Source organism: Gelidibacter japonicus, assembly GCF_010725055.1.
Classification (GTDB): Bacteria; Bacteroidota; Bacteroidia; order Flavobacteriales; family Flavobacteriaceae; genus Gelidibacter; species Gelidibacter japonicus.
In genome coordinates this window covers 104,989-122,318 of sequence record NZ_BJKB01000014.1, presented here as the reverse complement: position 1 = coordinate 122,318, position 17,330 = coordinate 104,989, and the positions used below count along the sequence as shown (strand labels likewise).

At 38.3% G+C, this 17,330-nt stretch carries 20 protein-coding genes and 1 pseudogene; 4 read left to right on the top strand and 17 right to left on the bottom strand.

Features of this window, described 5'->3' with window-relative positions; translation table 11 throughout:
- Positions 1–113, top strand: a pseudogene (locus G6N06_RS20175) (IS982 family transposase); the annotation flags it as partial.
- An 82-nt stretch (positions 114–195) separates the two neighbouring features.
- On the opposite strand, the gene G6N06_RS14370 reads toward G6N06_RS20175, so the two are convergent.
- The 3 genes from G6N06_RS14370 to G6N06_RS14360 all read right to left on the bottom strand — a co-directional run bounded on the left by G6N06_RS14370 (position 196) and on the right by G6N06_RS14360 (position 1,846).
- Entirely contained in the window at positions 196–618 is a 423-nt protein-coding gene (locus tag G6N06_RS14370; protein WP_163517481.1) for a VOC family protein, read from the bottom strand.
- A 3-nt stretch (positions 619–621) separates the two neighbouring features.
- Entirely contained in the window at positions 622–990 is a 369-nt protein-coding gene (locus G6N06_RS14365; RefSeq protein ID WP_163517480.1) for an iron chaperone, read from the bottom strand.
- A 406-nt stretch (positions 991–1,396) separates the two neighbouring features.
- Positions 1,397–1,846 (bottom strand): SRPBCC family protein, encoded by a 450-nt coding sequence (locus G6N06_RS14360; RefSeq protein WP_163517479.1) that lies wholly within the window; start codon positions 1,844–1,846, stop codon positions 1,397–1,399.
- Between the two features lie 553 nt (positions 1,847–2,399).
- Between G6N06_RS14360 and G6N06_RS14355 the strand changes: the two genes are divergently transcribed.
- The 3 genes from G6N06_RS14355 to G6N06_RS14345 all read left to right on the top strand — a co-directional run bounded on the left by G6N06_RS14355 (position 2,400) and on the right by G6N06_RS14345 (position 4,627).
- Entirely contained in the window at positions 2,400–3,680 is a 1,281-nt protein-coding gene (locus tag G6N06_RS14355; RefSeq protein WP_163517478.1) for a DEAD/DEAH box helicase, read from the top strand.
- A 315-nt stretch (positions 3,681–3,995) separates the two neighbouring features.
- Positions 3,996–4,184: a DUF6500 family protein gene (locus G6N06_RS14350; protein WP_240338076.1), complete on the top strand. Its 189-nt coding sequence runs from the start codon at positions 3,996–3,998 to the stop codon at positions 4,182–4,184.
- A gap of 224 nt (positions 4,185–4,408) precedes the next feature.
- A complete protein-coding gene (locus G6N06_RS14345) occupies positions 4,409–4,627 on the top strand; it encodes a VF530 family protein (RefSeq protein ID WP_163517476.1) in 219 nt (72 codons plus the stop codon).
- On the opposite strand, the gene G6N06_RS14340 is transcribed toward G6N06_RS14345, so the two are convergent.
- The 14 genes from G6N06_RS14340 to G6N06_RS14280 form a co-directional block, all read right to left on the bottom strand.
- Entirely contained in the window at positions 4,624–5,034 is a 411-nt protein-coding gene (locus G6N06_RS14340; RefSeq protein ID WP_163517475.1) for a DUF805 domain-containing protein, read from the bottom strand. The two genes, G6N06_RS14345 and G6N06_RS14340, sit on opposite strands and share 4 nt — an antisense overlap.
- 85 nt (positions 5,035–5,119) lie before the next feature.
- Positions 5,120–5,959 carry an alpha/beta hydrolase gene (locus G6N06_RS14335; RefSeq protein WP_163517474.1) on the bottom strand — a complete coding sequence of 280 codons (840 nt, stop codon included), beginning with the start codon at positions 5,957–5,959 and terminating at the stop codon, positions 5,120–5,122.
- Between the two features lie 327 nt (positions 5,960–6,286).
- Complete coding sequence (locus G6N06_RS14330; protein WP_163517473.1) at positions 6,287–6,946, bottom strand: hypothetical protein; 660 nt, start codon at positions 6,944–6,946, stop codon at positions 6,287–6,289.
- A gap of 2 nt (positions 6,947–6,948) precedes the next feature.
- Positions 6,949–8,469, bottom strand: coding sequence for a carbon-nitrogen hydrolase family protein (locus G6N06_RS14325; RefSeq protein WP_163517489.1), 1,521 nt, complete (start codon positions 8,467–8,469; stop codon positions 6,949–6,951).
- Between the two features lie 66 nt (positions 8,470–8,535).
- A complete protein-coding gene (locus G6N06_RS14320; RefSeq protein WP_163517472.1) occupies positions 8,536–8,988 on the bottom strand; it encodes a tRNA (cytidine(34)-2'-O)-methyltransferase in 453 nt (150 codons plus the stop codon).
- Positions 8,989–9,123: 135 nt separating this feature from the next.
- A complete protein-coding gene (locus G6N06_RS19745; RefSeq protein WP_205334780.1) occupies positions 9,124–9,267 on the bottom strand; it encodes a hypothetical protein in 144 nt (47 codons plus the stop codon).
- A gap of 182 nt (positions 9,268–9,449) precedes the next feature.
- A complete protein-coding gene (locus G6N06_RS14315; RefSeq protein ID WP_163517471.1) occupies positions 9,450–9,854 on the bottom strand; it encodes a DUF805 domain-containing protein in 405 nt (134 codons plus the stop codon).
- A 41-nt stretch (positions 9,855–9,895) separates the two neighbouring features.
- On the bottom strand, positions 9,896–10,666 hold the full coding sequence (trpA, locus tag G6N06_RS14310; protein ID WP_163517470.1) for a tryptophan synthase subunit alpha: 771 nt from the start codon (positions 10,664–10,666) through the stop codon (positions 9,896–9,898).
- 183 nt (positions 10,667–10,849) lie between these two features.
- Positions 10,850–12,031 carry a tryptophan synthase subunit beta gene (gene trpB / locus G6N06_RS14305; protein WP_163517469.1) on the bottom strand — a complete coding sequence of 394 codons (1,182 nt, stop codon included), beginning with the start codon at positions 12,029–12,031 and terminating at the stop codon, positions 10,850–10,852.
- Between the two features lie 210 nt (positions 12,032–12,241).
- Entirely contained in the window at positions 12,242–12,898 is a 657-nt protein-coding gene (locus G6N06_RS14300; RefSeq protein WP_163517468.1) for a phosphoribosylanthranilate isomerase, read from the bottom strand.
- 92 nt (positions 12,899–12,990) lie between these two features.
- Complete coding sequence (gene trpC / locus G6N06_RS14295; protein WP_163517467.1) at positions 12,991–13,773, bottom strand: indole-3-glycerol phosphate synthase TrpC; 783 nt, start codon at positions 13,771–13,773, stop codon at positions 12,991–12,993.
- A gap of 67 nt (positions 13,774–13,840) precedes the next feature.
- Positions 13,841–14,836, bottom strand: coding sequence for an anthranilate phosphoribosyltransferase (trpD, locus tag G6N06_RS14290; RefSeq protein ID WP_163517466.1), 996 nt, complete (start codon positions 14,834–14,836; stop codon positions 13,841–13,843).
- 115 nt (positions 14,837–14,951) lie between these two features.
- Complete coding sequence (locus G6N06_RS14285) at positions 14,952–15,536, bottom strand: anthranilate synthase component II (RefSeq protein WP_284046802.1); 585 nt, start codon at positions 15,534–15,536, stop codon at positions 14,952–14,954.
- A 176-nt stretch (positions 15,537–15,712) separates the two neighbouring features.
- A complete protein-coding gene (locus G6N06_RS14280) occupies positions 15,713–17,116 on the bottom strand; it encodes an anthranilate synthase component I family protein (protein WP_163517465.1) in 1,404 nt (467 codons plus the stop codon).
- Positions 17,117–17,330 lie beyond the last annotated feature (214 nt).

The following is a 17,330-nucleotide window of genomic DNA, read 5'->3' as shown; positions in this document are numbered from 1 at the left end:
TCGGGAACTTTTTGGTAAATATCATCACAGGACTGATTGCCTATAGTTTCTTGCCAAAAAAGCCAAGTATTAAATATCATACCGTAAAAACAGATCAACTCGTGCTTTTTTAATCGAACTCAGGTTAATATAGTATATGTGAATTGTAAAATTTTGAGTTCTTGATTTTAAGGTTTAACGTTTATTATGTCCGTTTCATTTTGATTTAAAATCTACCATCCATTCAATCCCAAATTTATCTCTAAACATTCCATAGTAGGAACCCCAGGGACAGTTGGTAATGGGGACTTCAATAAGGCCTCCTGCTGAAAGTCCGTTGAATAATTTATCTGCTTCTTCTCGACTCTGAGTATTGATGAAAATTTTCGATCTATTCTCATTTTCATTGACTTGTCCCATAATTTCAGGAACATCATTAGCCATCAAAGTGCTATTGCCAATAGGTAGTGCAATGTGCATTATTTTGTTTGACTCTTTTTCTGTAATTGGGAATTCAGGACTGGGTATATCTTTGAAGCGTATAATTGCTTCAAATTCGCCACCAAACACTGATCTATAAAATGTAAATGCTTCTTCGGCATTTCCATTAAAGTTGATATGGGGATTAATGCGTGCCATAATTTATTTTTTAATTTTTTGCTTGTTCTCCTTTACTCTGAATTTTACAATTCGTTCAATTAAATCATAAGGAATTTGTTGAATTAATGAAAATTGAACCGAACCTTTTCCTTGTTTATAGTTCGCTAATTCTTTTTTAAATTTTTCGTGTCCTGTTGGTGTGGCATAAAAACCAATGTGATTTTTGAATCCTGCAAAATGAACCAATATAGCCTCGTTTTGTTTAAAGGTTGGAATGCCATAACTTATTGTTTCGTCGGCATCAGGCGCAATTTTCTTAATCGTCGTTCTGATTTTCTCCAAAATGGCTTGCGTTTCTATTGGGAAATCAGCAATATATGAGTCTATGGTAGTTGGTTTTTTAGCTTGCATGGATTATTTGTATTTGTGTATTTTTTGTTGGTTTAGTTTTCTTTCTGTAGAGATATTTAGATGATAGGTGAAGGTGTACGTTTTATATATGAAAAATATTTATGTCTTTTATTGCCAACTCGTTGTCTCTTAATCAAGTTATAAGTTCACATTCACGATCTGAAGAGTAGCCCCTGGTTTGATCATCGCGAAAAGGTTTCGTTTTGGCATTGTTGCATACTACTTCCACAATCCTTTGGTAAAACCTCATTTTATTGAAGTTTGTCAGTGTAGGTGATTTTTAATACCATCGCGGAGATTTTGTCACCGCGGAAATTTACAACAGGTCTAAACTGTTCTACTTAAAGGCTAAGTGGATAGCATGGAGCCCTTTGATGTTGTGGTGTTGTATTTACTTTAATTCTTGTTATGAATCGGGAATGTTTGGTTCGACCAATCGTTTTAATTTATCCAATGATTCCTGCCAGCCTAAATAGCACATTTCCGTAGGTATAGCATCAGGTATTCCTTCTTGTGAAATAAATAGTTGCGTTCCGCATGACACCTTTTTTAATTTAATTGTTGTGGTCATTCTTCCCGGTAAATTTGGGTCGTCAAATTGATCGGTATATTTTAATAGTTCATTGGGAATGATCTCTATATACTCACCACCAAAAGAATGGCTATTGTCTGTCGTAAAATTTGTAAATGACATTCTGTAGGTTCCGCCAACTTTTACATCCATACCGTGGACTCTACAAAGAAAACCATAAGGTGGTAACCAAGAAGCCATGGCATCAGGATTGGTAAAAGCTCTAAACACTTTATCAGGGCTTGCTGCTAGAACTCTGTGCAATTTTACCTTGTTATGTTCCATGAATCGCAATATTTGGCAATTTCTTATAAATAGTCGTCATTAAAACTAAGGCCGTCTGAAGCATTTAGTGGTGGAACAGATCACCATCTCTTAAATATTTCCTTACGAATAGAAGTCGTTTAATGCGATAAATAAGACGTTTTACTATCTACTAAAATATTAAAATCACCTTTAATTTCCTATAGTAAAACCACGTTTTTTAGCTCTAAAAATGGTTTTCTTCGGACCACCTTGCATATTTCTTCAGCAACCGACGGCAAAATTATATATCATTGAAGATGACTCGAACAAGTGTCGAAATAAACTGAGAAAGTACTTTAAAAACGAATCAAACCCATAAAATCACCGTCATTGACGACATGAATTAATGGATTTGATGTGGATGTAATGTTGTGACAATGCTTGTGGTACGGTTGTTTGTGACGGTTTAAATTGAGTCTATTTTGCAATATTATGCCGCACATAGTGTAGATACGACCAATTTAGCCGTACATTTGCACAAAATTTAAAGGAGTGACCTAAATTAATAGTGCTTGCTTCGTAAACACAATTTATGTCATTCAATTCATTAGGATTATCTGATGCTTTACTCAAAGCGGTCAGCAAACAAGGCTATACAGCGCCTTCACCAATTCAACAAAAAGCCATTCCCTTAATATTAGAAGGAAAAGATGTTTTAGCATCGGCACAAACGGGCACTGGAAAAACAGCAGGTTTTACATTGCCATTACTACAGTTGTTGTCGCAAGGACAATCTTTGCGCAAACGTCCAGTACGGGCTTTGGTGCTTACGCCCACCCGTGAATTGGCGGCTCAGGTGTATCAAAACGTCAAACAATACAGTACTTATTTAGATATTAGAAGCACCGTTATTTTTGGTGGTGTCAACCAAAATCCGCAAGTGGCAACACTTCGCAACGGTGTGGATGTGCTTATCGCCACTCCAGGTCGGTTGTTGGATTTGCACAACCAACGCTTATTGTCGCTCGCCAATGTTGAGATTCTCGTATTGGATGAAGCCGACCGTATGTTGGATATGGGTTTTTTGCGGGATATCAAAAAGGTTATGGCAGTCATGCCAGCCAAACGCCAAAATCTTTTGTTTTCGGCGACATTTTCGAAAGATATCAAAGCACTCGCAAATGACATTCTTAACCATCCTGTGCTGGTGGAAGCCACTCCAGAAAACACTACGGTTGATGCTATTGACCAACAGGTCTATCGAGTTGCGAAAGGTTTAAAACCCGACTTGCTTGTGAAACTGATCTCTGATGGTAATTGGGAACAAGTGCTGGTATTTACACGTACAAAACACGGTGCTAATAAATTGACCAAGAAACTTATCAGCAGCAATATAACGGCCATGGCCATTCATGGTAATAAAAGTCAAGGTGCAAGAACCAAGGCTTTGGACGGATTTAAGAGAGGTTCGGTGCGTGTGTTGGTAGCCACTGATATTGCTGCTCGCGGATTGGACATTCCTTTATTGCCACATGTCGTCAATTTTGAATTGCCAAATATTGCTGAAGATTACGTGCATCGTATTGGTAGAACAGGAAGGGCAGGAGCTAGCGGATTGGCCATATCATTGGTTAGTGCGGATGAGACAAGCTATCTTCGTGATATCCAAAAGTTGATAGGTGAGCGTATTCCTGTGGAGATTGTGGAAGGTTTTGAACCCGATCCGAATGCATCTACAGAACCTATCAAACAAGGGCAGGGACGAGGTGGAAGACCACAACATAGAAAAGCAAGTGCTAACAAATCGACCTCCAAGAGCTCAAGTTCTGGAACTGGTTCTGGAAGAAATAGAAATAGGAATAGACGGAATTAAAACTGCCTGCCTGTTCGTTGCTTTTGCCCAGGCATGAAGCATTAGCGTAGGCGGAAGTTGAATTTGAATTTAAAACCCAAGTTGAAATTTCAAGAGACAAATTCCAAATTCCAGAAGAATTGTCTCTGTGTGTTTTATAATTTAGCATTGAAAATTCAGGCAATATCAGGACAATCAGCGTCACCCGTCTGAACGAACGGGCAGGTCAGCGTTCCAATGATTGAATTTTTGAACAAGAAACCTGAAAATCTAAACTTAAGATAAGAAACTACAAACAAGAGCTTTCAAATGTTAACTCCAACTTTAAAAGATAAAATGATTAAGGTATGTGAGGCAAAGATTGCTTCGAAAGGCCCGAGTGTCGGTTTGTCTTTTTATGCATTTTTCGCCAACAAAAATGAGACTCCTGAATTGTTGATGGAAGCTGCCACCTGGTGGATCATGACACATAAGTTGGATCATTTTGAGAAGGCGGTGAAGATCTTGGCGATGGTGAAGGATTAGCGGTTGTTCTCTCGCAAAGTCGTGGAAACACAGAAAAACTCCAAAAGACAAATTGCAAATTCCAGAAGAATTGTCTCTATTTTTTTTAATTTAGCATTGTAACAAAATCAGGGAACCTCAGCCTAATCAGCGTAACCCGCCTGAACGAACGGGCAGGTGAGCGTTCCATTGATTGAATTTTTGAACAAGAAACCTGGAACCCTAAACAATAAACCCTCCAAAAGATGCAACCCAACAATCCCTTACACGGTATAAAACTTGAGCAAATCATTAATGATCTGGTGGCGCATTATGGATGGGAATATATGGGCACGGTGATTAAAATCAAGTGCTTTAATGATGATCCGTCGGTCAAATCCAGTCTGAAATTTTTAAGACGGACCCCTTGGGCCCGTGCCAAAGTGGAACGGATGTACCTGAATATGTTGGCTAATAAACGTTAAAATTCTACTGGTTTTCCAATCTCATTGATTTCATCGGTATTTGGTCCTTTTGGATTCGGGCCCCATTTGTTCTGCATTGGTTCACTATCTTGAACTGTGAAAATCAGAAGAATAAACGAACCTATGTAAGGAATCAAAGTAAGTAGATAAAACCAACCACTTTTTCCAGAATCATGTAGACGCCTAACTGTTATTGCCAAAGCAGGAATAAACGATGCCAATATATAAACCACCAATAAAATCACACCCATAGATTCCAAATGCAATTCACTCAGTGCACCTGACAAAAATACCAAAAGAAAAATGGTAAGGATATGAAAAAGCATGAACATCCAATATTCTGTTCGTCTTGCACGTCCGCTAAAGTCGGCATATTTGTTTTTGAAAGCGTCTAAATACCAATTCATAAGTTGTAAATTAAGTTGAGGTAATTGCTAAAATAGAAAGATTTCTAAATAATCACCCCAAAAAACCTTGAAATTGGACCAACGGTCAATTTTCTTTATATGGAAACATCAATTTAAAAGTATCATTCACACTTTGATGTAAAATTGTGGCATGATTCTCATTGGATAAAAAGAGAAACTCAGAATTAAGATTTGGTTTGCCAGAGTTTTTCAGCAGCTCGGCCAAACTTTTTGCCTCTCGCTCCATAATCTCACCTTCAGCACCTACCGATACATACACGTTGGCCGGCATTTTAGAATGGGCACCCAAGAACATTCTGGCATCTTTGAGTAAGGATTCGTTATCCCACCACAAACTCGGACTCACAATAATATAATCTGTAAAAAGTGTTGGTTTTTTAAATAAGATTTCTGTGGCGAGCAAGCCACCAAGAGATTGCCCTATCAGCATTTTTTGGTTTGTCGTAGGATAATTGGCCTTAATATAGGGTTGTACTTCACTTTCTAAAAAGTCGATGAATTTTCTCGAACCTCCGGTCGTTGGATAATCCATTTTGAGCTTTCTATCTGTTGTGGGAAAAGTAAAATCCCGCTTTCTATCGATATTGGCAATGCCCACCACTATGGTTTTTGGCATGTTCATCTGTAAATTAAAAAACTGGACCAAGCCCACAATATGTAAAAAATCTTCATTCATGCTGCCGTCCAATAAATAGATTACAGGATATTTTAAAGTATCAGCTGTATTATAACCATCGGGTAGATAAATGTTCAACGTTCTGGATTCTGATAGAATCTTGGAATCAATAGAAACTACCTCACCAAAGGTTAGTGGCACTTTTGAAATTTCTTTTAAGGCGGTTTGCGCATCCGCAGAATTGAGGGCGATCGTGATTAATAAAATACTAAAAAAAAGGTGTTTCATTATAGGAAATAATTTGGATGCTTTTTGATTTATGCGAATGGGTTAAATATAGTGCTTTGATGGGGTTTTATTAAGATTTTAACTTTTTGAATCATTAATTAAATTCTTTTTTAGACGTGTCCCGAATCTATCGGGATCACGGATTACACGGATTCCTTTCTTGAGTACAGTCCAAGCAAACGATCCTAACACTCTTTTGGAAACTAAACAAAAGCTCCAGATTTAAAATAAAAACCCGGAGCCTCAATATTTAACGAATTCTGTCTTGATTCCCTGCCTGCCGACAGGCTGGTTGATTCTAACATCTAACAGCGAAGCGGTCTTTTCTTAATCTTCCTCCTCCTCAAAAATTGCAATCGTAGCGTCAAATTCTGCATCTTTAAACTCGTCCCTACTGATCCAATATTCTGATGTGGTCATGATATAAGAATTCCCACCTATATTTTTCAATTCCCATACAATGTCATCTGCTTCATCAAAGGCTTCCTTTCCCTCTAATTGGTCTGCGTATAAACGTTTGATGATGTTGTTATTTGCAAGGGTCTTATCTAAAATTTTTAAGACCACTTCTTTTGAGACATCTTGATTTGGAGTGATTTCAAATTCAACGATGGTTGCTTTTGCGGAGGGGAAAGTGCCATTATAGGCTTTAAATAGCAGTTGATTGATATTGAAAAGATCATGATGCAAACTGATATCGCTGTATTCTTCAGATATTTTATCCAGTATCATGTCATGCGACATTTGCTCGATTTGACCTTCAGTTAAATGCTCGGACAATTTATAATCTAATAGAATAGCTGCAGCTTCCGGCCCTTCAAAATCTGAAATAGCCATAAAGAGCAATTCTTCTAGATCTTCAGGCTTGGATTTTTCACCGTCTGGGAATCCGAAACGATCTAAAAGTTCTATATAATCGGCATTGGTCCATGCGTCTGTAAATTCTTCAACAGTCTTGACACTGTTGATAACCATATGATAGTTCATAATTACTTCTTTTTTAATTCAAATAAATCTGTTCTTCTGTCCTTTAAGTTTCTGACGCTTCCAAATTGGTTCAGTTCTCTTAAAAGATCGATATCCACATCAGCGATGAGGATCATTTCAGCGTTTTGTGTTGCTTCTGCTTTAACCCCATTGGTTGGGAATGCAAAATCGCACGGTGTAAATACCGCCGATTGTGCATATTGAATGTCCATATTTTCAACATTTGGCAAATTGCCAACACTTCCCGCTATGGCAACATAGCATTCGTTTTCGATGGCCCTTGCTTGTGCACAATGGCGCACACGGGAAAATCCATTTTGGGTATCAGTCAAAAATGGTACAAATAGGATGTCCATTCCTTCATCTGCCAAAATACGGCTCAGTTCAGGAAACTCGACATCATAGCAAACGAGGATACCAATTTTACCACAGTCGGTATCAAAGGCCTGAAGTTTGTTGCCACCAACCATGCCCCATATCCTGGCTTCGTCCGGTGTGATGTGTAATTTTTCAAATCGCTCGGTACTACCATCGCGTCGGCATAGATAACCTACATTATAAAGGATGTTATCCACCATTTCGGGCATACTTCCGGTAATGATATTGATGTTGTAGGAAATGGCTAGTTTGGAAAAACGCTGTACCATTTCTGCTGTATGTTTGGCCAATTCCCTGACAGCTTCAGGTGTCGATAAATGATTGTTTTCAGCCATCAACGGAGCATTGAAAAACTCTGGAAAAAGAGCGAAATCACTTCGATACCCCGAAACTGAATCGATAAAGAATTCTGCTTGTTGCATCATTTCGTCCATGTCCTTATACAATCGCATTTGCCATTGCACCAATCCGAGACGCACAACCTTCTTGATGGTTGTAGCTTTTTTGGATTTTTTCTCGTAGTAGATATTGCTCCATTCCAATAGTACGGCATAATCCTGAGAGGAGGCATCACCCTCAAGATAATTCTTTAAAATACGAGTCGGGTGAAAGTCGTTGGAGATTTGAAAGTTTAAGACCGGATCGTGGATTTCCTTGCGTCTTACTTTATCAATATATTCTTTGGGTGTAAGGGTATCTGAATATTTATGATAATTAGGTATTCGGCCCCCAAAGGCCAAACCTCTTAAATTTAAGCGCTCACATAATTCCTTGCGGTAATCATAAAGTCGACGTCCCAAACGCAGTCCTCTATATTCAGGTTTAATGAATACGTCAATACCATAAAGAACATCGCCTTCATTGGTATGAGTGCTAAATGTATAGTTCCCTGTAATGTCCTTATAGGTGTGATTGTCATCAAATTTTTCATAATCTACAATAATGCTCAAGGCACAACCTGCAATTTGATCATTGATTTTAATGACCACTTGTCCTTCTGGAAATTCTTTGGTCAGTTTTTTTATCTGATGTTCTTGCCAAAATGCATCAGGCATGGTGGTGTATGAAGCAATCATAGCTTCCTTTAATTCCTGGTAATCTTCCGGGTTTAAATATTTTAATTCAATGTTTTCAATCTCTTCCATGTTATGATTCAATGTGGGTTGGTTTTTTATAAAGTTGAATTGGTGCTCTACTTCATTTATTTTGTTTTATTTCAAAGCCTTGATTCCTTCATAGGCGACAATGGCCACGGCATTGGCAAGGTTTAAACTGCGTACATGTTTACTGAGCAGCGGAATTTTGTACAAATGTTCCTTATGGACTTCAAGGATAGCCTTAGACAAGCCTACCGATTCTTTGCCGAATATCAAGAACAGGTCATCTTCAAATGGAATATCCCAATAGTCCTTATCACCATGACTTGATAGAAATACCATTTTAGCGCCAATATGTGCATCAAAAAACTCTGTTGTATTTTCGTAGGTACTAATGTTTACGTGTGGCCAATAATCCAATCCTGCGCGTTTGAGGCGAGAATTGGTGATCTCAAACCCGAAAGGTTTGACTAAGTGCAAATGTGACCCAGAGGCTAAAGCTAATCTGCCAATATTACCTGTGTTATTAGGGATTTCAGGTTCTATCAATACAATGTTTAAAGGCATATTGGGATTAATGGTTTTTTAAATTTATGTTAGCTCCCATTTCCGGGTTTTAAGCTATTTATGATGGTGTTCAACCAAAAAGAAACCTATTCGTTAAAGATAAGAATAGGTTTCTTTTATAGATGTATCACCGAATCATTTTTTCGATTTTTGATCTTTGATCGTTTTTTTATCGATATCAAATTGATTACTATCCATTTCAGTTTTTCCAGTTGGATTCGTTGGATGTTTTTGTTCAGTTGTTCTTTTAAACTTTTTATTGTCTTTTATAATTCCCATGACTATTTTATTTCTTTTTCAATTATCGAAAAGTTAATGAAAACAGAATGAAATTATATTAAAAGTATCATAAAACATCCGTGCAGTTTGTTAAAGCCAGGCCTGACGGGCCGCGATTTAAAAAGATCATTTTATTTATTAGATCGACAATATTTTGAACTGTTAAAAGGTTATCGAAGTTACTACGATACCGTCCCAATTTCGTCAATTTCCAAATTACTGACGCTTTTTGGGTCTGGACCGTATTGATTAGGACCTCTATCACCTTCAGTGGCCAAAAGTACAATTAACCAAATACCTCCAATAATAGGAATTAGACCAACTAAATAAAACCACCCACTTTTATTAATATCATGCAATCTGCGCACTGCCACCGCCAAACTTGGTATTATTATGGCTATGATGTAAATAAAATAGAGTCCTATAAATGCCGGAACGTCTGTCATGCCTGCCAATGTGCCGGAAATCATGACAATGCCAATGGCAAAGAGGAAATTAAATAAAACAAACATCCAATATTCTTGGCGCCTTGCCCGTCCATTGAAATTTGCGTAGTTGTCTCTGATTACTTTTAAATACCATTTCATAAATTAAATTTTAAAGGTTGGTTAAGGGTCAAATATAATTTTTAATTTAGAATGGAATGTATAAAATGCTCTGTATTATCTACGCCATTTTTTGAAAGATTCTTGATAAATGCACTTCCAATAATCGCGCCTTTGGCGTATTTTATAGCTTGGGTGTAAGTTTCATGATCAGAAATACCAAAGCCAATAACTTGAGGGTTTTTAAGGTTCATGTTGGCAATACGCTTGAAATAATCCGTTTGTGTATTTCCAAAACCAGAGCTGCTTCCGGTAACGCTGGCTCTGCTGACCATATAAATAAAGCCTTTTGAAATGGAGTCGATGAATCGAACGCGGTCTCCAGAAGTCTGCGGTGTAATCAGAAACACGTTGATGATATCATATTGTTCGAAGATGGATTTGTAATGATCATTATAAACATCAACCGGTAGGTCAGGAATAATCAGTCCGTCAATACCAATCTCCTTACATTTCTTGCAAAAAGCTGCTACCCCATATTGCAATATCGGATTAAAATAGCCCATTATGACTAATGGAATGTTGACTGTTTTCCTGATGTCCTTAAGTTGGTCGAAAAGCACTTCAGTTGTCATACCATTTTTTAAAGCTTGGGTAGAACTTGCTTGAATAGTTGGACCGTCCGCCAAAGGATCGCTAAATGGCAATCCGATTTCGATCATGCCGACGCCACTTTTTTCTAAATCTTGAATAATAGTCGCCGTATCGTTGAGGTTTGGATATCCTGCGGTAAAGTATATGGAAAGTAACTTTTCGTTACTGTTTTCTTGTAATTTCTGATTGATTCTGTTCATGCTTACTTCCCGCGAAGGCGGGAATATTTTTTAGTTAAACTCTATTCCCACGATCCCGATAGCTATCGGGAGGGAATCTCTTCTTATATAATAATACCTCTTTAATTCTTCTTCTTTCGTAGACAAGGTTTTTTATTCCTATAAACCTCACAGGTTTCCAAAACCTGTGAGGTTTTGTTAATCTTATAATTTAAAATGCTTTATATAAGTCTCCAAATCCTTGTCACCACGGCCTGACAAACTAACTACAACGACATCATCAGGTTGAAACTTTTTATGTTCAAAAACCGCCAAGGCATGTGAACTTTCAATAGCGGGGATAATACCTTCTTTTTTGCACAATTCCAGTCCGGCGATCATGGCATCATCATCGGTAATCGCAATAAATTCGGCTCGACCACTTTTGTACAAATGCGCGTGCATTGGCCCTACTCCTGGATAATCCAGACCTGCCGAAATACTGTAAGGTTCCGTAATCTGTCCGTCAGGCGTTTGCATCAATAGTGTTTTACTGCCGTGAATGATGCCCTCTTTTCCTAAAACTGATGTAGCTGCGCTCTCTCCAGAATGTACCCCTTTTCCAGCAGCTTCCACCGCAATGAGTTTGACTTCCGTATCGTCCAAAAAGTGATAAAACGCACCTGCAGCATTACTACCGCCGCCTACGCATGCTACAACATAATCGGGTTTTGTGGTGCCTTCTTTTTCTTTAAGTTGCCATTGGATTTCTTCGGAAACTATCGCTTGAAAACGGGCTACCATATCTGGATAGGGATGTGGGCCAACCACGCTGCCGATAATATAATGCGTATCCACTGGATTGTTGATCCAATCACGAATGGCTTCATTAGTGGCATCTTTTAAGGTGCGACTACCCGAAAGTGCGGGAACAACGGTAGCGCCCAACATTTTCATCCGCGCCACGTTGGGCGCTTGACGGGCAATGTCAATTTCCCCCATATACACAATACATTCCAAGCCCATCAGCGCGCAGACTGTTGCCGTAGCCACGCCATGTTGACCAGCGCCAGTTTCGGCAATGATGCGGTTTTTGCCGAGACGTTTCGCCATCAAAATCTGACCAATGGTATTGTTGATCTTGTGTGCACCGGTATGGTTGAGGTCTTCGCGTTTTAAATAAATTTTGGTATCGTACTTCTCGCTTAATCGCTTCGCAAAATAGAGCGGGGAAGGGCGTCCTACATAATCTTTTAGCAGCGCATTGAATTCTTCTTGGAATTCAGGTTCTGCCATGACTCTGAGATAGTTTTGGCGTAATTCTTCTACATTGGGATAGAGCATTTCTGGGATGTATGCCCCACCAAATTCGCCGTAATACCCTTTTTCGTTGATGTTGTATGTCATATTCTACATTCCCGCGAAGGCGGGAATCTCATTTTTAAAAGACCTGACAGTCCCGATAGCTATCGGGACCGTCAGGTCTGGCTATGCCAATTAATTTATTTCACATTCCTGCGAAGGCAGGAATCTCATGTTTATAAGTTCAATCAAATTCTTTAAACTTGTTATTTTATTTTTCATTCCCACACTGTTAGGAATCTCATGTTTTTAAGTTCAATTGATTTTATCAAACTTGTTAATCCTTTTTTTAAATACTTCCAATTTTTTCGAATCCTTCAATCCAGGTTCAATTTCAAATTTACTGTTGACGTCGATGGCATGGCAATATTCGGATTCCTGCCTTCTCAGGAATTTAGATACCTTATCAGTTTCCTCCGAACCAATCCCGCCACTTAAAAAATAAGGTTTGGTGGATGGGTAATCTTTTAGAGCTTCCCAATTGAATGTGTAACCGTTTCCTCCAGGGAGTTTACCTTTGGTGTCAAACAAAAAGTAATCACACACCGATTCGTAAGGTATCAATTCGTCAAAATTGAAATGGTCTTTGATTGAGAACACCTTCACAATTCCTGCGAAGGCAGGAATCTCAGCATTCTCAGTTCGATCTACCTTTGTAAGAAGACCATGTAGTTCTTTACAAAATTCCGGAGATTCCTTCCCATGCAATTGAACCAGATCTAAATCATATTTTTCAACCTTTTCAATAATGTTCTCAATCATTGCATCCACAAAAACCCCTACTTTTTTAATGCTTGAAGGCAACTCTGGAATGGTGCCTCTGAAAAATCGGCTGGACTTTTCATAGAATATAAATCCGAGATAATCAGGTTGAAGCATGGCAATATCACCAATATTGTCGGAATATTTCATGCCGCAGACTTTGAGTTTTAATCCAATCTTCTCCGATAAAGAGGGAGTTTGATTCGTTTTATTTAGGTCATTGTCGGTACTCATTTTACTTTTTAAATCAGGTTTTTGATAAATGATTTAGCACTTTCTCCAGCGTTGTCCGTTTTCATAAAGTTTTCTCCAATTAAAAAACCTTGATAACCGTAGGGATGTAATTCTTTAATAGATTCAATGCTGCTGATGCCACTTTCTGATATTTTTATAAAATCATCTGGAATTAACGTGCTCAAATGCTTGCTAGTATCCAAGCTGACCTCGAAAGTTTTTAAATTTCTGTTGTTGACGCCCATCATATCCAAGCTTGGCATCACCGATTTGTGCAATTCTTCTTCATTATGAATTTCCAACAGTACTTCCAGATTTAAGCTTTTCGCCAGTTCTGAGAGCTTCTTAATTTCCACTTTGGATAAAATGGATGCGATGAGCAAAATGACGTCTGCGCCATAAGCTTTTGCTTCCAATATTTGGTACGGATGGATGATAAATTCCTTTCTCAATAAAGGCAAATTGCAACTCGCTTTTGCCAACAATAAATCGTCCAAAGAGCCTCCAAAATATTTCGCGTCGGTTAGAACTGACATTCCGCAAACTCCAGCCGATTCATAACCTTGTGCTACGTCGAACACATTTAGGTTTTGATTTATGATGGATTTCGAGGGTGACCGACGTTTGTGTTCAGCAATAATACCTGAAGCGCTGTTCTTCAAACTTTTAGTAAGTGAAACCGTATCTCTTTCAAACAAAACTGATTGTTCCAATTGCGAAGTAGGAATGAGTGATCTTCTTAAATCAACTTCTTTGCGTTTATCAATAACTATTTGGTCTAAAATATTCATTTAAAAAATGTTTAATTTTTTTGTCTGTTGCCTGTACAACTGCCGACTACAGACTGTCCACTGTAGACTATACTTTACTTATTTCAACCAATCTTTCAAATTTCTCCTTTGCTTTTCCGCTCAATAAAGCGTCTTTTGCCATTCCAAAACTATCTTCTGCCGATTTTTTGGTCACGGTCGCAATGGCCATAGCTGCATTGGCGCATACTACGTTGTTTTGTGCTTCGCTACCTTGTCCATCTAATATTTGTGTGAAAATATTAGCTGATGAGGCTACAGAATCACCACCATAGATTTCGCTTTGGTTTAAGGTGTTTAATCCAAAAAATTCTGGTGAAATCATGGTTTCTGTAGTGTTTCGAATTACTTTGGTCGGTCCAGTCAATGAGATTTCATCATAACCATCCAAAGCATGGAGGATGGTATAGTTGATATCCGTATTTTGGTAGAGGTAGCTATACATTCTAAGCAACTCCAAATTAAAAACGCCTACCAACTGGTTTTTTGGAAATGCCGGATTCACCATTGGTCCCAACATATTAAAAAAGGTTTTTACGGCCAAATCCTTTCGGATGGGTGCCACATTTTTCATCGCTGGATGAAAGAGTGGGGCGTGCAACACGCAAATACCGGCTTCGTCCAAGGATCGTTTAAGGAAATCAATATCCGAGGTGAATCTAATACCCAGATATTCCATGACATTTGACGAACCACAAGCCGAAGAAACGCCATAGTTGCCGTGTTTGGTAACATTGATGCCTGCACCTGCAGTGACAAATGATGCCAAGGTTGAAATATTAAAGGTGTCTTTGCCGTCGCCGCCAGTACCACATAAATCGATACCATTATATTCAGCCAAATCCACGTGCAAGCAAAGTTCTAAAAGCGCATCCCTAAAACCTTGCAATTCTTCAATGGTAATACTTCGCATCATATAAACGGTTAGGAAAGATGCAATCTGGCTCTGATTATAGGTTCCTTTGGATATGTTGACCAAGACCTGTTTGGCTTCTTCGCTGGAGATGCTTTCCTGGTTGATGAGTCTGTTGAGTATGTGTTTCATATTCATTACCCACGAAAGTGGGGATTTTATTTTGTTAATCTTAATTTTTGTTTTTTGGGAAAGATGAATCTATTATTTTATATTTTATATCACCATTTTCACCTTATCAATTTATCTATAAGATTCCTGCCTGCGCAGGAATTTGGATCCAATTCTCCAATATCTTTTTCCCATCCGGTGTCAACACCGATTCTGGATGGAATTGTACCCCTTTTAAATCGTATATTTTATGACGCAAAGACATCACTTGTCCGTTTTCATCAAAGGAAGTGGCTTCCAATACCTCGGGTAAGTTAGGGTCCACCACCCAAGAGTGGTAACGACCAACTTCAATGGTTTTGTCCAATCCGTTAAAAAGCGATTCGTCGGTAACGCAACTAGTGACTTTTGTGGCGACACCATGATAAACCGTGTCGAGATTGATCAAACTACCACCAAAAACTTCACCAATAGCTTGTTGGCCTAAACAAACGCCCAAAATACTTTTTGTGGGAGCGTAAGTTTTGATAATGGCTTTTAATAATCCAGCCTCATCAGGAAGACCTGGTCCTGGCGATAGTACTATTTTCTCAAAGGCATCTACCTCTTCAAGAGTGAGTTGATCGTTGCGTCGGACGGTGACCTCACAGCCCAAATCTTCAAGATAATGGACGAGATTATATGTGAAACTGTCGTAATTGTCTATAACTAATATTTTCATAATCTTTCCCCGCGAAAGCGGGGATCTCAGTGTTAAATGTTAATTCTTTTTGTTTGAGACCTGTCAGGCTTTTAAAACCTGAAAGGTGTCAGATCTGATGCTAAATACTTTTTTCTTTTTAGACCTACAAGGTTTTTGAAACCTTGCAGGTTAGTATTCAAACCTTGTTTATTCTCTTAAATCTCCTTCGCCATTTCAATCGCCTTGGTCAATGCGCCCAACTTATTATATACTTCCTGTAATTCATCGTCAGGGTTAGACTTAGAAACCAATCCTGCACCGGCTTGCCAATGTAATTGATGATTTTTGCTCAAAAATGTCCGAATCATTATGGCGTGGTTGAAGTTGCCTTGAAAATCCATAAATCCTATGGCGCCACCGTAAAAGTCGCGACTTGTTTTTTCGTATTTTTCGATAAGCTGCATGGCTTTATGCTTCGGTGCACCACTTAAGGTTCCTGCAGGAAAGGTATCGGCGACCATTTGCATGGTGGTGGTATCAGTATGCTTTTTACCTGTAACCTTGCTCACCAAATGAATTACGTGTGAAAAGAATTGGACTTCTCTATACTTTTCGACGGTTACTTGACTTCCATGGCGACTCAAATCGTTTCTGGCCAAATCTACAAGCATGACGTGTTCGGCATTTTCTTTATCGTCAATTGATAGTTTTTTGGCGAGTTCAGCATCTTTTTCGTCGTTACCAGTGCGTTTAAAAGTTCCTGCAATTGGATGGATTTCAGCCTTATCCTTATTGATGACCAATTGTGCTTCTGGCGAACTTCCAAAAATTTTGAAATCGCCGTAATCAAAATAGAATAGGTAAGGAGAGGGGTTGATGCTTCGCAAGGCGCGATACACATTGAATTCGTCACCTTTGAATTGCTGTGAGAACTTTTTTGACAGTACAAGTTGAAACACATCCCCCCGGGCACAGTGTTTTTTTGCGAGGATGACATTCTCCTTATATTCGTCGTCGGTTAAATTGGAGGACGTGTCACCATTTGTCGAAAAGTTAAAGGCTGCAAAATTTTTCGATTTGATCAGCTGTAAGATTTCATCAATATTATTTTCGGTGTCAAAACAATGTGCAAATACATAAGCTTCGTTTTTGAAATGATTAATGGCGATAATGTTTTGATACACTGCATAGTAAATGTCTGGAATATCTTGATGACCTTCTTTTTTTGAGATGTCTACATCTTCAAAATAACGCACGGCATCATAGGCAATATATCCAAAAATGCCATTATTGATAAACTTGAATTTATCCTCAGAATCTGTTTTAAAACGTTTTGTGAAGTTGTGGATAACATCCGCCACATTGGTTTTCGGAGAAATTGGATGGCGCGTTTGACTCTTATCAGGGAAGTTCTCTGTAATAACTTCGTTTTTTACTTTGATAGAAGCAATAGGATTGCAGCAGATATAAGAAAAACTATTGTCATTGGCGCGGTAATCACTACTTTCCAAAAGAATACTGTTGGGAAATTTATCCCTAATTTTTAAATAAATGCTCACGGGCGTGATCGTGTCTGCGAGTATTTTCTTGTGATGAGTGTATAGATTGTAGGTTTTCATTGATTTTTTGTAAAAAAAAAGGCTTGTCGTGAATGACAAGCCTTTGTTATATTAGAATTAAATATACTATAGCATTACTTCACGAATGTTGTTTCGAAAAGTTCCACCACCAAGTATGATTTAAAGTTGTGTACATAAATTTGTTTTGTCAAATATAGAAATCAATATTTAGTTTACAAATAATTTAGGAAAAAAATAAAAAAAAATCCTGCTT